Origin of the sequence: Mycobacterium sp. 94-17, assembly GCF_035617725.1 — a bacterium.
GTDB lineage: Bacteria > Actinomycetota > Actinomycetes > Mycobacteriales > Mycobacteriaceae > Mycobacterium.
Map to the genome: position 1 here is coordinate 244,135 of NZ_JAPIYN010000007.1, position 15,025 is coordinate 259,159.

Consider the following 15,025-nt stretch of genomic DNA (forward strand, 5'->3'; position numbering starts at 1 on the left):
CCCGACGGTGCCGCCATGCGGCGAGTCCCAAATGCGCCGGCTCAGGCGCTATCACGTTCGTGACGGTTCTATTCGGTCAGCAGACGCCTCATCCATGCGGAACCACGCGGAACCGCTATGACACCGCCACCAGATCGTCGGCGTGCACCGCGGGCCTGCGCAACTCGCCGGGCAACCCGGAGGTCGAGCGGCCCATCATGGTGGTGAGTTCGGTCGCGTCGTAGGCGACCACGCCACGGGCGACCATCAGCGCGTCCGGGTCCCGCAGTTCGACGACGTCGCCGGCGTAGAAACGCCCGGCCACCGCGGTGATCCCGGCGGCCAGCAGCGAGCGACGCTGCCCCACCACCGCGCGCACCGCACCCTCGTCCAGGGTCAGCGAGCCCGCCGCCTCGGCGGCGTAGCGCACCCAGAACCGCCGCGCCGACATCCGCACCGGGCACGCCGCGAACGCGGTGCCGACCGAGGCGTGGGTGAGCGCGGTCGCGGCGTCGGCGGCGGCGGCCAGCAACACCGGAACACCCGCGTCGGCGGCCAGCAGCGCCGAGGACATTTTCGAGGTCATCCCGCCGGTACCCAAATCGCTGCCGGGACCGGCGATTACCCCGATCAGATCCGCGGAGCCCGACACCTCAGAGATGAACCTCGCGCCGTCGTTCTTTCGCGGATCCGAGTCGTAGAGCCCGTCGATGTCGGACAGCAACACCAGCGCCTCGGCCCCGACCAGGTGGGCCACCAGCGCCGAAAGCCGGTCGTTGTCGCCGAACCGGATCTCGTTGGTGGCCACCGTGTCATTCTCGTTGACAATCGCGACCGCATGTAGCGCGCGCAGCCGGTCCAACGTGCGCTGCGCGTTGGTGTGCTGGGCCCGCATCGAGATGTCATGCGCGCTCAGCAGCACCTGCCCGACTGTGCGGCCGTAGCGGGCGAACGCCGCGCTCCACGAATTCACCAGCGCCACCTGACCGACACTGGCCGCGGCCTGCTTTGTCGCCAAATCCCTTGGCCGTCGCGACAATCCGAGCGGCTCGATGCCAGCGGCGATCGCTCCCGACGACACGATGACGACGTCGGTGCCTGCCTTCATCCGCGCCTCGATCGCGTCGGCCAGTCCGGCCAGCCGGTCGCCGTCGAACACCCCCGAAGGTGTGGTCAGCGCGTTGGTCCCCACCTTGACCACCAGGCTGCGGGCGGTGCGGATGACGTCGCGCGTGGCACCCAACGCGGTCACGACTCCTCACCGCGCTCGCGGCGCTGGCGGCGGGCGGCCTTGCGTTCGGCGGCGCCGATGCGCTCGGTGCGCTCCAACCGCGCGTCGGTTCCCCTGCCGGACATCGGGGGTTTGGTCGTAATCTGTTGTCCGGCAGGAGTTTGCGGCTCCCAATCGAACGTCATATCCCCGATGGTCACTTCGCAGCCCGGCCGCGCACCCAGCCGCAGCAGCTCCTCCTCGACACCGAGGCGCGCCAGCCGGTCCGCGAGATATCCCACGGCCTCGTCGTTGTCGAAGTTGGTCTGGCGGATCCATCGCTCGGGGCGCGCGCCGCTGACCACGAAGGCGTCCGGCTGCCCGGGATCGGGCTCGACGCTGAAACCGCTGTCGTCGACGGGAACGGGGCGAATCACCGGACGGCGCGGCACCACCTCCGGCTGCGCGTCCTTGTACTCCGTGATCATTTTCGACAGCCCGAAGATCAACGGCTGCAGTCCTTCTCGCGCGACCGTGGACACCAGGAACACCGGCCAGCCCCGCTCGGCGATCTCGTCACGGACGAATTCGGCGAGTTCACGCGCTTCGGGCACGTCGATCTTGTTGAGCACCACCGCGCGCGGCCGCTCGGTCAGGTCACCCAACGTGACATCCCCCTGCAGGGTGGGCGTATACGCGGCGAGTTCGGCCTCCAGCGCGTCGATGTCGGAAATCGGGTCGCGGCCGGGGTCCGCGGTGGCGCAATCGACGACATGCACCAGCACGGCGCATCGCTCGATGTGCCGGAGAAAATCCAGTCCCAGGCCGCGCCCCTGGGATGCACCCGGGATCAGGCCGGGCACATCGGCGACGGTGAAGGTGCGCTCACCCGCCGACACCACGCCGAGGTTGGGAACCAAGGTGGTGAACGGATAGTCGGCGATCTTGGGCTTGGCCGCCGAAATCGTGGACACCAGCGAGGATTTGCCGGCCGACGGAAAGCCGATGAGGCCCGCGTCGGCGACCGTCTTGAGCTCCAGGGTCAGGTCGCGGGTCTGGCCCTGCTCGCCCAGCAGCGCAAAGCCGGGAGCCTTGCGCGCCCGCGACGCGAGCGCGGCGTTGCCCAGCCCGCCGCGCCCGCCCGCGGCGGCTTCGAAACGGGTGCCCGCGCCGACCAGATCGGCCAGCAGCCGACCGTTTTCGTCGAGGACGACCGTACCGTCGGGAACTTTGACTTCGAGATCGGCGCCGGCGGCGCCGTCGCGGTTGTTGCCCATGCCCTGCTTGCCCGAGGGCGCGGTGACATGCGGATGGAAATGGAAGTCGAGCAGGGTGTGCACCTGCGGATCGACGACGAAGACGATGCTGCCGCCGCGACCACCGTTGCCGCCGTCCGGGCCGCCCAGCGGCTTGAACTTCTCGCGATGGACCGAGGCGCAGCCGTTACCGCCGGCACCGGCGCGCGCATGGATGACGACGCGGTCGACGAACCGTGGCATCGTGGGTCCTCTCACCTACCACCGGGCGCCGAAATCACCGGGCAGGGCCCGGAAACACCGTCAGTCGGCGGCTTGTCCGGCCGTCACGATGTTGACGGTCTTACGGCCGCGCTTGAGGCCGAACTCGACGGCCCCGGCTTCCTTGGCGAACAAGGTGTCGTCGCCGCCGCGGCCGACATTGACGCCTGGGTGGAACTTGGTGCCACGCTGCCGGACGATGATTTCGCCCGCCTTGACGATCTGACCGCCGAATCGCTTCACGCCCAGCCGCTGCGCGGCGGAATCGCGACCGTTGCGCGAGCTGGAAGCGCCCTTCTTGTGTGCCATGTCTTGTCGCCTCTGCTACTTGATTCCGGTGACCTTCAGGACCGTCAGCTGCTGACGGTGACCCTGACGCTTGTGGTAGCCGGTCTTGTTCCTGAACTTGTGGATGCGGATCTTGGGGCCCTTGGTGTGCTCGAGCACCTCGCCGGTCACCGCGACCTTGGCCAGGGCGGCCGCGTCGGTGGTCACCTTGGCGCCATCCACGACCAGGGCGACCGGCAGCGACACGTTCGAGCCGGGCTCGGATTCGAGCTTTTCGACCTTGACCACGTCCCCGACGGCGACCTTGTACTGCTTGCCGCCCGTCTTCACGATTGCGTAGGTCGCCATCGTTGCTCTGCTCCTTCTCCTAGCCGCTGCTCTGCGCGTCGCGCGCCAACCAGCCGCGGTTCACGTGGTGGGTCTGAGTTGCGGGCCTGCGCCGATTCCCGGGGAGTCCCGCTGCCGCCGGCCGAAGTTTTCCTCGCCCGGCCTGACGACAACTGTCCAAGGGTACGTGACCAGCGGCTACAGGGTCAAACCGGCCAGCACCGGCGGCGTGTGGTCCGCTCAGTCCGCGTGGATCGGTGGCCCGGCCGGCCTGCCCGCGGCGCGTCTGCGCCGTGGGCGTCCCGCGCCGGCCTGGTCGGCCGCGACGGAGCCCGCCCCGGCATCGGTGTCGTCGGAATCGTCGTCCTCGGTGTCCAGATCGTCATCGTCGTCGTCGAGCGCGAGATCCTCGTCATCGTCGCCGAGGTCCTCTTCGTCGTCGAGGTCGTCGTCATCGTCGTCATCGTCGTCATCGTCTTCGTCGAGGTCGTCGTCCGAGTCGTCGTCGGAGTCATCGGTGTCGTCGTCGTCCGAATCGCCGTCTAAGCCCTCTTGGTCGGTGTCCGCGACATCACGCGAGCGAGCGCCCTCGACCCGGTCGAGCTCGTCGGTGGTGTCATCGGTGACATCCTCGGATTCGTCACCCTCGGACTGCGTGGTGGAGCCGGCGGCCATCGCCTTGAACATCGGATGTTCGCCGGGCGCGTGAGCGGGCACCTTGGCCACCACCGGCTCGTCGGCCTTGCTCTTCTTGCGCCTGCCCCGGCGGCCGCCGCCGGATTCGGACTTGCGCCCGTTCGACGGGGCCGAATCCACCGGATCGGTGTGCAACAGGATCCCGCGCCCACCGCAGTTCGGACACGACGTCGAGAAGGCCTCGATCAGGCCGGTGCCCAACCGCTTGCGGGTCAGCTGGACCAACCCGAGCGAGGTCACCTCGGAGACCTGATGGCGGGTGCGGTCGCGGGCGAGCGCCTCGGTCAGCCGCCGCAGCACCAGATCGCGGTTGGACTCCAGCACCATGTCGATGAAGTCGATGACCACGATGCCGCCGATGTCGCGCAGCCGCAGCTGACGCACGATCTCCTCGGCCGCCTCGAGGTTGTTCTTGGTGACCGTCTGCTCGAGGTTGCCCCCGGACCCGGTGAACTTGCCGGTGTTGACGTCGACCACCGTCATGGCCTCGGTCCGGTCGATCACCAGCGTGCCGCCCGACGGCAGCCACACCTTGCGCTCCATCGCCTTGGCCAGCTGCTCGTCGATGCGATGTACCGCGAACACATCCGGCCCCGCCTGCCCGTCCGGCCCGGCGGGCGGCTCGTATTTCGTCAGCCTCGAAACCAGATCGGGGGCAACCGAATTCACGTAATCGTTGATGGTGGTCCAGGCCTCGTCACCGGAAACGATGAGGCCGGCGAAGTCCTCGTTGAACAAATCGCGGATGACCTTGACCAGCACGTCGGGCTCTTCGTAGAGGGCCACCGCGGCGCCGGCGGCCTTCTCTTTGATCTCGATCGCCTTAGCCTCGATCTGTTTCCAGCGCTCCTGCAGGCGGGTGACGTCGCTGCGGATGTCCTCTTCTTTGACGCCCTCTGACGCGGTGCGGATGATCACCCCGGCGTCCGACGGCACCACCTCGCGCAAAATCTCCTTGAGCCGCTGGCGCTCGGTGTCGGGCAGCTTGCGGCTGATCCCGGTCGACGACGCCCCAGGCACATAGACCAGGTAGCGCCCGGCGAGCGACACTTGCGTCGTGAGCCGCGCGCCCTTGTGCCCCACCGGGTCCTTACTGACCTGGACGACGACATAATCGCCGGGTTTGAGGGCCTGTTCGATCTTGCGATCGGATCCGCCGAGCCCGGCGGCCTCCCAGTTGACCTCGCCCGCGTAGAGCACGCCGTTGCGCCCGCGGCCGATGTCGACGAATGCCGCCTCCATCGACGGCAGCACGTTCTGCACGATGCCCAGGTAGATATTGCCCACCAGCGAGGCCGACGCGGCCGACGTGACGAAGTGCTCCACGACGATGCCGTCCTCGAGCACCGCGATCTGCGTGTACCGCGACCCCTGATGCGGGGGCTCGGCGCGGACCCGGTCGCGCACGACCATCACCCGCTCGACGGCCTCGCGACGGGCCAGGAATTCGGCCTCGGTCAGCACCGGCGGGCGACGACGGCCGGCGTCGCGGCCGTCCCGGCGGCGTTGCCGCTTGGCCTCCAGCCGGGTCGAGCCGCTGATGCCTTTGATCTCGTTGTTCGAGCCGGCGGAGTCGTCTCCGCCGCCCTTGCCGTTGCGTGGCGACCGCTCGTGCACCACCGTGTTGGGCGGGTCGTCCGGCGAGGACCCCTCGTCGTTGTCATCGGCCACTCCGGATTTGCGCCTCCGGCGCCGCCTGCGGCGGCGATTGGCGCCCTCCGAACCGTCGTCACCGCCGTCCGAGTCGTCCGAGTCCTCGGAGTCGTCGGAATCCTGGCCGTCGGCGTCCTCCGAGTCCGGCTGGCCACCCCTCCTGTCGCGCGGTTGCTCGTCGTCCTCGTCATCGCCTTGGCCGTCGGGCCCGCCCTGCTCACCGCGACCCCGGCCGCGACCGCGACGGCCGCGGCGCCGCCGCCGGTTCGACGGCCGGTCGGCCTGCTCGTCGTCGTCGCTGTCGGAATCGTCGGAATCGGCGGCGCTGTCTTCCGTGCCGGCGTCGTCCTCACGGACATCGATCGGCTGCGGCGCGACGAACAGCGGCATGTAATGCGGTCGCTCGGCGGCGTCGTCCGGGGTCTCGAGCAGCAGCCGGGACTCGGGCTCGTCCGCCACGGCGGCCCCGGGCGCACTGCCCGCGTTCTCCGCGGTCGCCGGCGGCTGCGCCGCCAGCAGGTCCCGGACCCGGACCGCGTCGTCGCGGTCCACGGTGGAATGCGCGCTGCGGATACGACCGTCGAGCTCACTGAGTGCGTCCAGCACACGCTTGCTGGTGGTGCCCAGCGTTCGTGCCAGCGAATGAACTCTCAAGCGGTCCGGCAGTTCCTCCGGCCGAGTCGATTCTTTTGATGGGTCTGCAGTCGGTGCACCGTCTACCACGTATTCTCCTCAAGCCCCCGGGCGCGTCCGTTACGACGCGGCCACGCGAGGACTCCGCTATGGGTCCGGGTCACTTCTCCCGGACTTGTGATGGTCTCGCCCCGAGCGGCCCAGGATCGCAGACCCACTCGGCGCCGTGCTGAATGACGGCCTGACATGCAGCGAACCAAGGCGACGGGGCTATTGGTCGCGCTTGTCTAAGTCTTCATTCGGGTGTCTGACGCCGGTCCGGCGACGTTCACCCGAGACCAGTATCCCACATCACGTCGCCGCCCCGGCCGCACATGATGCAGCCGACTTCAGCAAAGTCTCGACGGTTGCGCCGAGGCGGCTATCTCCGCAGCTCTAGGCGTCGGGAAACCAAAGCGCGATCTCGCGCTTCGCGGACTCGGCCGAATCCGACCCGTGCACGAGGTTGAACTGGGTCTCAAGCCCGAAATCGCCGCGGATCGTGCCGGGGATCGCCTTGTCCACCGGATCGGTACCGCCCGCGAGCTGGCGGAAGGCCGCGATCGCCCGTGGGCCCTCCACGATGGCCGCCACCACCGGTCCTGAGGTGATGAACTCCAGCAGCGACTCGAAGAAGGGCTTGCCCTCGTGTTCGGCGTAGTGCTGGGTGGCCAGGTCGCGGTCGACCGACCGGAGCTGAAGCGCGCTGAGGGAGAGGCCCTTGCGCTCGATGCGGCCGATGATCTCCCCGACCAGCTGCCGCTGCACGCCGTCGGGCTTGATCAGTACCAATGTCCGTTCGGTCACGGCCGACAGCGTACATAACCAGGAGCGGTGACGTCAGGTGGCGGCGACGGGCCCGCTCGGGGCGTCACGCCGCCGCTCTTCACTGCCTGCGCCTCACCTCGGCCCGGAAGTAGGCGATCAAGCCCCACAGCCCGGTGAACAGCAGACCGATGAAACCGACGCCGGGGTAGATCGCGAAACCGGCGAGCAGGATGACCTGCACGCCGAGGTTGGCCCAAACCGCCCAGGGTTTGCGCTGCACCGCGATCATCAGGATCAGCAGAACGGCCAGCCCGATCAGGTAGACCAGCGACACCGTCGTCAGGCCGCCGCCGACCGCGCCCACCACCGGGATCGCGAGCAGCACCACGATCGCCTCCAAAAACAGCGTCAGGGCCATCACCGCGCCGAAGCTGCGCCACGGGTCCGCCGGAGCAGGCTCCTCGGGGTTCTCGGGTAGCTGAGCGCCGGTCATTGCGGGTCACGACCAAACAACGTCCGCGCCGCCCCGGCCGTGACCACCGAACCGGTGATGACGATGCCGGTGCCGGAGAAGGCTTCGGCCGCGCCGTCGGACACCCCGTCCCGGACGGCCTCATCGACGAGCGCGGTCGCCACGTCGATGGCATCGCGCATGGTCTCGGCGGTGCTCACCCGGTCGGGTCCGAACTTCGCGCCCGCCGCAACGGCAAGTGCGTCGACGTCGAGCGCCCGCGGGGATCCGTTGTGGGTGACGACGACGGCATCGAACACCGGCTCCAGCGCGGTGAGGATGCCGTCGACGTCCTTGTCGGCCATCACGCTGAGCACCCCGACCAGGTAGCGGAAGTCGAACTCGCCGGCCAGCGTCTGCGCCAGCGCGGCCGCACCCGCGGGATTGTGGGCCGCGTCGATGAACACCGTGGGCGCGCTGCGCATCCGCTCCAGTCGGCCGGGGCCGGCGACCGCGGCGAAACCGGCACGAACCGCCTCGACGTCGAGCTGACGCTGCGCACCGGCTCCGAAGAACGCCTCGACCGCCGCCAGCGCCAGCACCGCGTTGTGCGCCTGATGTTCGCCGTGCAGCGGCAGGTAGACATCGGAGTACACCCCACCCAGTCCCTGCAGCTGCAACATCTGCCCACCGATCGCGACCTGACGGCCCAGCACGGCGAACTCCGAGTCCTCGCGGGCGACCGCAGCGTCGGCTTGCACGGTTCGGGCCAGCAGCACGTCCATCGCCTCGGGGGCCTGACGCCCGATCACCGCGACGGTATCGGGCGCGCCCTCCGGCGCCCGGGTGATGATGCCGGCCTTCTCCCCCGCGATGCCGGCGAGATCGTCGCCCAGGTATTCGACGTGGTCGATGGAGATCGGGGTGATGACCGCCACCGGGGCGTTGATCACGTTGGTGGCATCCCACCGTCCCCCCAGGCCCACCTCGATCACCGCGACGTCGACGGGCGCGTCCGCGAACGCGGCGAACGCCATCGCGGTCAACACCTCGAACTTGCTCATCGCGGGCCCGCCGTCGGCCTGCGACTGCGTGTCGACCATCTGCACGAACGGCTCGATCTCGCGGTAGGTCGCCACGTACTGCGCCGGGCTGATCGGCTTGGAGTCGATCGAGATGCGTTCGGTCGCCGACTGCAGGTGCGGGCTGGTGGTGCGCCCGGTTCGCCGGTGCAGCGCGGTGATCAGCGCGTCGATCATCCGGGTCACCGACGTCTTGCCGTTGGTACCCGCGACATGGATCGACGGATAGGCCAGTTGGGGCGAGCCCAGCAGGTCCATCAGCGCGCTGATCCGGGTCAGGCTCGGCTCGATCTTGGTCTCCGGCCAGCGCTGGTCCAGCAGGTGCTCGACCTGCAGCAGCGACGCGATCTCGTCCGGGGTGGGGGCCGGGTCGGGGACCTCACCGGGAAGCCCGCCCTGCCCGTGCTCGAAAGGCTCGAATGTCACTGCAGTGCAGCCAGCCTCGTGTTGATCCGGTCGGCTTCGTCACGGGCGACCCGCTGACGTTCACGGATCTTGGCGACGACGTGTTCGGGCGCCTTAGCCAGAAAGTCCTCGTTCTCCAGTTTCGCGGCGGTCGATGCCAATTCCTTGTGCGCCGCGGCCAGATCCTTTTCCAGCCGGCGGCGCTCGGCGGCGACGTCGATGGTGCCCGAGGTGTCGAGTTCGACGACGACGGTGCCGCCGCTGAGCCGCACTTCGACCGACGCCGACGGGCGAAACTCCGGCCCGGCGGCGGTGAGCCACGCCAGCGACGTCACCGCGCTGACCTGGGTGCTCAGCTCGGATTCGTCGACGCCGGTCATCCGGGCCGGCACCTTCTGGCGGTCGGCCAGGCCTTGATCGCTGCGAAACCGCCGCACCTCGGTCACCAGCTTCTGCATGTCGGTGATCCGTTGTGCGGCAACCTGATCCAAGACGATTCCGGACGACTGCGGCCAGTCGGCGATCACCAGCGACTCGTATCGGGTCTCGTCGCCGGTCAGCGCCTGCCACAGGGCCTCGGTGATGAACGGGATCACCGGGTGCAGCAGCCGCAGCAGGGCGTCCAGCGTCGCCGCCAGCACGGCCGTAGTGTACGTGATCCCTTCGGCCAGTTGCGTTTTGGCCAATTCGACGTACCAGTCGCAGAATTCGTCCCACGCGAAGTGGTAGAGCGCCTCGCAGGCGCGGCTGAACTCGTAGCTGTCGAACGCCGAGTCAACCTCGGCGCGAACCTCTTCCAATCGCCCGAGGATCCACCGGTCGGCGTCGGTGAGCTCGGCCGGGTCGGGCAGCGGGGCCAGCTTGGCGCCGTTGAGCAGCGCATAGCGGGTGGCGTTGAACAGCTTGGTGCAGAAGTTGCGGGACGCGCGGACATGGTCTTCGCCGATCGACAGGTCGCCGCCGGGACTGGCGCCGCGGGCCAGGGTGAACCGCAAGGCGTCGGCCCCGAAGAGCTCCACCCAGTCCAGCGGGTCGATGACGTTGCCCTTGGATTTGCTCATCTTGCGGCCGAACTCGTCGCGGATCAGCCCGTGCAGGAACACATCGGTGAACGGCACCTGCGGACCGCGGCGGCCGTCGAGGGTGATGGCGTCGTCGTCACCGACGAAGGTGCCGAACATCATCATCCTGGCCACCCAGAAGAACAGGATGTCATAGCCGGTGACCAGAACACTTGTGGGATAGAACTTCTCGAGTTCTGCCGTCTTTTCCGGCCAGCCCAGTGTGGAGAACGGCCACAGCGCCGAGGAGAACCAGGTGTCCAGCACGTCGGGGTCCTGCTCCCAACCTTCTGGTGGCGTTTCGTCGGGACCGACGCAGCGCTGTTCGCCGTCGGGGCCGTACCAGATCGGGATGCGGTGGCCCCACCACAGCTGGCGCGAGATGCACCAGTCGTGCATGTCGTCGACCCAGGCGAACCAGCGTGGTTCCAGGCTGGCGGGGTGAATCACGGTGTCGCCGTTGCGCACCGCGTCACCGGCGGCCTTGGCGAGCGACTCCACCCGAACCCACCACTGCAGGGAAAGGCGTGGTTCGATCGGCTCGCCGCTGCGTTCGGAGTGCCCGACGCTGTGCAGGTACGGCCGCTTCTCCTCGATGATCCGGCCCTGCGCGGCCAGCGCCTCACGCACCGCGACCCGGGCCGCGAAGCGGTCCATGCCGTCGAATTGTGTTCCGGTGCCGGTGATGTGACCCTTGGTGTCCATGATCGACGGCATCGGAAGCTGGTGACGCAGGCCGATCTCGAAGTCGTTCGGGTCGTGCGCCGGCGTCACTTTGACTGCGCCCGTGCCGAATTCGGGATCGACGTGCTCGTCGGCGACCACGATCATCTCGCGGTCCACGAAGGGATGCGGCAACCGGGCCCCCACCAGGTGGCGGTAGCGCTCGTCGTCCGGGTGCACCGCGATCGCGGTGTCGCCGAGCATCGTCTCCATCCGGGTGGTCGCCACCACGATGTGAGGCTGCGAGTCGTCCATCGAGCCGTACCGGAACGACACCAGCTCGCCTTCGACCTCCTGATAGTCGACCTCGATATCCGAAATCGCCGTCTGTAGCACCGGCGACCAGTTGACCAGCCGCTCGGCACGATAGATCAGTCCGGCGTCGTAGAGGCGCTTGAAGATCGCCCGGACCGCCCGCGACAGGCCCTCGTCCATGGTGAATCGGTCGCGGCTCCAGTCCACGCCGTCGCCGAGCCGGCGCATCTGGCCGCCGATCGCCCCGCCGGACTCCCGCTTCCAGTCCCACACCTTGTCGACGAACAGCTCGCGGCCGAAGTCTTCTTTGCTCTTGCCGTCGACGGCGAGCTGCTTTTCCACCACGCTCTGGGTGGCGATACCGGCGTGGTCCATGCCCGGCTGCCACAACACCTCGTAGCCCTGCATGCGCTTGCGCCGGGTCAGGGCGTCCATCATGGTGTGTTCGAGCGCGTGCCCCATGTGCAGGCTGCCGGTGACGTTCGGCGGCGGCAGCACAATCGAATAGCCGGGCCTGGTGCTGTTCGGGTCAGCCGCGAAGTACCCCGCGTCCACCCACTTCTGGTAGATCGCGCTTTCTACCGCACCGGGATCCCATGACTTGGGAAGGTCGGTGGCGAAGCTGCGGCTGGCGGTCACCCGTCAATTCTAGGGAGCGCCATTTACTCCCATGTAAGCGCCCAAATCCGCAGCCGGCGGGGCGTGCGGTGTCGCGGTCAGGGAATCGTGAGCACCTGGCCGGGCTGAATCAGGTCCGGATTGGGGATGCCGCTGGCGTCGGCGATCGCCTGATACCTGTTGCCGTCGCCGTAGAAGCGCTCGGCAATGGCCCACAGCGTGTCGCCGGATTCGACGGTGTAGGTCCGCGCCGCGGGCTCCGGCTCCGGCGCGGCCTCCGCGGGGGCCTGCTCGGCGACGGCCTCCTCGGCGGGCGCGGGCGACTCGTCGGCGGCGGCCTCGGGCGCCGCCGGCGGCGGGGCGTCGGTCTCGGTGCGGGTCGACCATGCCGGTCCGTCCGCGGAGTACAGCACCAGGTTGCGGTCGTCTTGCAGCACGAGCCTGACGTCCTTCTTGCCCTTGGTGTCGGTGTGCCAGACGGGTTTGTCCGCCGTGTAGAGGACGAAATTGCCGTCGGGCTGCACCTCGGCCCGCACCACGTCTTGGCCGTTGGTCGATGTCGACCACAGAGCCTTGCCACGCGAGGCCAGCACCAGGTTGCCGTCGTCTTCCAGGGTCAAGGTGTAGGCGCCGTTGTTCGAGGTGAGCGATTCCCCGCGCACCAGCTTCTGACCGGCGCTAAGCGTGTCTGACATAGCATTTACCTCCCTCATCAACGCAGTCCGGCCAGGCCGAGGCCGCAGATTGGTCGTACTCCTAAGTCGTGACGATCCTCAATGAGCTTGGACATCCCTCCCTCGACGCAATCGAGACGGCGTGAGAAATGCTGACGAACACCTTCGCCTTGGCGCCGGGCTACTTCTTGCCGCCGAGCAACCCGCCGAGGATGTCGCCCAGCGCACCACCCTTGCCGCTCAACACATTTCCGAGAATGCCACCCAAGGAGTTGTCGCGGGAGCCGGCACCGAGGATGCTGCCCAGCACTTCGCCCAGGCCGCCGCCGGAGGCGGACTGCGTTGTCCGAGAAGCGGTTTCCCGCGAACCACCCTCCGCCGGGTTCAGCTGTTTGCCAACGTAGGCGAGCACGATCGGCACGAGGACCGGCAGCAACTGCTTGAGCAAGGCGCTGTTCCCGGCGCCGCCCTTGGCCAGGGCCGACGCGACTTGATCGGCGTCGTTGTTGCCGAAGATCGTCGCGATCGCCTGGTGCCCGTCACTCGCGTCCACCGAGTCGCCGCCCGCGTCGAGCAGGCCACGGGCGGCGTGACTCGTCGCGGCGGACTCGAGCCGCTCGGCTTCCGCGGGATCTTGCGAATTCTGGTGCAGCCCGGTGAGCAGCACCGGAACCAGCGTGTGAATGGCGCTGTCGACTTCGCCTTCGTCAGCGCCGAGCTTTGTCGCGATTTCGGACGTGGGAATCTGAGCGTAGAGATCGTCAAGACCGGCCATCAGAGTGATCCGCCTTCGCTGGAATGGATGAGGCAAGCCAATTACGACACTAGACGCATGCGCTCCGGGACGACACCCCCCGCTGAGGCGGGTGTCACGCGACCGATCAGTTCAGCCGCTCGACCTCGAGCACCACACCTGCGGCGGGGAACCGGTCCAGCAGCGCGTCGCCCATCGCGGCCGCGGGGGTGAGAACGCCATACCGGTCGGGTAGCTTGTCGCGGTCCAGGGCCAGCGCGAGGCCGCTCTCCCCCAACAGCACCGACGTCGCCTTATAGCCCGGGTCGCCGCGCTGCTCCATGCGTGCCACGTAACGCGCGCCGGTGGTCGTGGTGGTGAAGGTCTCGATCCGGTAGAAGCCGCGTTCCCGCGCGGCCTCACTCGGGCCGGTCCCGGGTTTGGGCACGATGCGCTCCACCAGTCTGCGGGGCAGCAGCCGGAAATACCGGCTGCCCAGCCCGAAGGTCGCCGCACCCACGCCGCCGACCACGGCGGATGCCACCGGGGCCAGCGGCGACGATCCCAGGCTCATGCTCTCGCTGTAACGCAGTTGGCGGCCGTAGGCCCAGTCCAGCAACGCGTTGCTGCGCCGCACGATTCGGGTGTTGTAGGGCGCCATCGGGAACCCCGACGTCCACAAACCGGCCAGCTCCGGCGCGATCCGGCCGCCACGGCGCCAGGGCAGGTCGGGCTGGCGGCCGACTTCGGGTTCGGCGCCGCGGTCCGTGGTCAGCGTGTACGGGTCGGCGAGCTGGCGGCGGGCATCCGCATCGCGGGAGGCGGTATCCAGCACCTCCAGCATCGATGCGACGGTCCCACCGGACACGCCGCCGGAGAAGGAACGGACCACGAGGTCGGTGTCGCCGAGTTCGCCGGCGCCGCCGTCGCGCGCCGCGCGGTAGAGCGCATACACGCTGAGGTCCGAAGGAACGGAGTCGAAGCCGCACGCGTGCACGATGCGCGCGCCGGTATCCGCGGCCTGCTTGTGATAGAGGTCGATGCTTTCGCGAACGAACATCGCCTCGCCGGTCAGGTCGGCGTAGTCGGTGCCCGCGGCGGCGCACGCGGCCACCAGCGGCAACCCGTAGCGGGTGTAGGGCCCGACGGTGGTGATGACGACTCGGGCACGGGCCGCCATCTCGTCGAGCGTCGAGGGCGTCGTCGCGTCGGCCTTCAGGACGGGCCACGACTGCGCGGCCTCGCCCAGCGTGTCCCGGACGGCGCTCAACCGGTCGGTCGACCTGCCGGCCAGCGCGATCCGCTTGTCCGGTGCCGAGCCGGCGAGGTATTCGGCGGTGAGTTTGCCGACGAAGCCGGTGGCCCCGTACAGCACAATGTCGAATTCGCGCGGCGTTGCGGTCACGCGCCCGACGCTACCCGACGCCGTTACCCGCGCCCGCTGCATCTAATAAGAAGTGCCGGGCCTCAGGGCCCGGCACTTCTTATTAGATATGACAGCGAAGCCGTCGGTTGCGCTGCGGCTCAGCCGCGGCGTCCGCAGACCGGCCAAGCGCCGATGCCCTGCGAGTGCAGCACGTTCTCGGCGACCCGGATCTGCTCGTCGCGGCTCGCGCCGGACGGTGAGCCACTGCCACCGTTGGCACGCCAGGTGCTCGGGGTGAACTGCAGGCCACCGGAGTAGCCGTTACCGGTGCTGATGCCCCAGTTGCCACCCGACTCGCACTGCGCGATCGCGTCCCAGTTGACGCTGTACGCCCGGTGGGCGGGAGGCGGCGGGACGTCCGGACCCGGCGGGGGAGCATCGGGAGCCGGCGGCGGCGCGTCCGGAGCCGGCGGCGGCGGAGCGTCGGGAGCCGGCGGCGGCGGAGCGTCGGGAGCCGGCGGCGGCGGAGCGTCGGGAGCCGGCGGCG

Annotated in this window: 13 protein-coding genes; all 13 read right to left on the reverse strand. The window is 68.8% G+C overall.

The genetic code is table 11. The features are described 5' to 3' along the window. Window positions 1-115 precede the first annotated feature (115 nt). Window positions 116-1,222, reverse strand: coding sequence for a glutamate 5-kinase (gene proB, locus OQ789_RS11290; protein WP_324685794.1), 1,107 nt, complete (start codon window positions 1,220-1,222; stop codon window positions 116-118). A gap of 5 nt (window positions 1,223-1,227) precedes the next feature. Then, window positions 1,228-2,688: a GTPase ObgE gene (gene obgE, locus OQ789_RS11295; RefSeq protein WP_324685750.1), complete on the reverse strand. Its 1,461-nt coding sequence runs from the start codon at window positions 2,686-2,688 to the stop codon at window positions 1,228-1,230. A 60-nt stretch (window positions 2,689-2,748) separates the two neighbouring features. After that, entirely contained in the window at window positions 2,749-3,015 is a 267-nt protein-coding gene (gene rpmA / locus OQ789_RS11300) for a 50S ribosomal protein L27 (RefSeq protein WP_324685752.1), read from the reverse strand. A gap of 15 nt (window positions 3,016-3,030) precedes the next feature. Further along, entirely contained in the window at window positions 3,031-3,342 is a 312-nt protein-coding gene (gene rplU / locus OQ789_RS11305) for a 50S ribosomal protein L21 (protein ID WP_007769829.1), read from the reverse strand. Window positions 3,343-3,561: 219 nt separating this feature from the next. Beyond that, window positions 3,562-6,393, reverse strand: a complete 2,832-nt coding sequence (locus OQ789_RS11310) for an Rne/Rng family ribonuclease (RefSeq protein WP_324685756.1) — start codon at window positions 6,391-6,393, stop codon at window positions 3,562-3,564. A 345-nt stretch (window positions 6,394-6,738) separates the two neighbouring features. Beyond that, the gene (ndk, locus tag OQ789_RS11315; RefSeq protein WP_324685757.1) at window positions 6,739-7,149 is read right to left on the reverse strand and encodes a nucleoside-diphosphate kinase; all 411 of its coding nucleotides are present in this window, start codon (window positions 7,147-7,149) and stop codon (window positions 6,739-6,741) included. A 79-nt stretch (window positions 7,150-7,228) separates the two neighbouring features. Continuing rightward, complete coding sequence (locus tag OQ789_RS11320; RefSeq protein WP_324685759.1) at window positions 7,229-7,603, reverse strand: DUF4233 domain-containing protein; 375 nt, start codon at window positions 7,601-7,603, stop codon at window positions 7,229-7,231. Further along, complete coding sequence (gene folC / locus OQ789_RS11325; RefSeq protein ID WP_420716095.1) at window positions 7,600-9,069, reverse strand: bifunctional tetrahydrofolate synthase/dihydrofolate synthase; 1,470 nt, start codon at window positions 9,067-9,069, stop codon at window positions 7,600-7,602. Before folC ends, OQ789_RS11320 begins: the two co-directional genes overlap by 4 nt. Continuing rightward, window positions 9,066-11,726, reverse strand: coding sequence for a valine--tRNA ligase (locus tag OQ789_RS11330; RefSeq protein WP_324685760.1), 2,661 nt, complete (start codon window positions 11,724-11,726; stop codon window positions 9,066-9,068). Before OQ789_RS11330 ends, folC begins: the two co-directional genes overlap by 4 nt. Window positions 11,727-11,803: 77 nt before the next feature. Continuing rightward, window positions 11,804-12,400, reverse strand: coding sequence for a LysM peptidoglycan-binding domain-containing protein (locus OQ789_RS11335; RefSeq protein WP_324685761.1), 597 nt, complete (start codon window positions 12,398-12,400; stop codon window positions 11,804-11,806). Window positions 12,401-12,560: 160 nt separating this feature from the next. Then, the gene (locus OQ789_RS11340) at window positions 12,561-13,154 is read right to left on the reverse strand and encodes a DUF937 domain-containing protein (RefSeq protein WP_324685763.1); all 594 of its coding nucleotides are present in this window, start codon (window positions 13,152-13,154) and stop codon (window positions 12,561-12,563) included. Between the two features lie 106 nt (window positions 13,155-13,260). Then, window positions 13,261-14,517 (reverse strand): trans-acting enoyl reductase family protein, encoded by a 1,257-nt coding sequence (locus OQ789_RS11345; protein WP_324685765.1) that lies wholly within the window; start codon window positions 14,515-14,517, stop codon window positions 13,261-13,263. A 119-nt stretch (window positions 14,518-14,636) separates the two neighbouring features. Beyond that, a partial coding sequence (locus OQ789_RS11350; RefSeq protein WP_324685766.1) for a transglycosylase family protein occupies window positions 14,637-15,025 on the reverse strand: 389 nt, incomplete at its 5' end.

Coding starts and splice junctions, on each gene's coding strand:
- OQ789_RS11335 (WP_324685761.1), bottom strand. CDS start 12,400: ATGTCAGACACGCTTAGCGCCGGTCAGAAGCTGGTGCGCGGGGAATCG.
- rpmA (WP_324685752.1), bottom strand. CDS start 3,015: ATGGCACACAAGAAGGGCGCTTCCAGCTCGCGCAACGGTCGCGATTCC.
- rplU (WP_007769829.1), bottom strand. CDS start 3,342: ATGGCGACCTACGCAATCGTGAAGACGGGCGGCAAGCAGTACAAGGTC.
- obgE (WP_324685750.1), bottom strand. CDS start 2,688: ATGCCACGGTTCGTCGACCGCGTCGTCATCCATGCGCGCGCCGGTGCC.
- OQ789_RS11340 (WP_324685763.1), bottom strand. CDS start 13,154: ATGGCCGGTCTTGACGATCTCTACGCTCAGATTCCCACGTCCGAAATC.
- OQ789_RS11320 (WP_324685759.1), bottom strand. CDS start 7,603: ATGACCGGCGCTCAGCTACCCGAGAACCCCGAGGAGCCTGCTCCGGCG.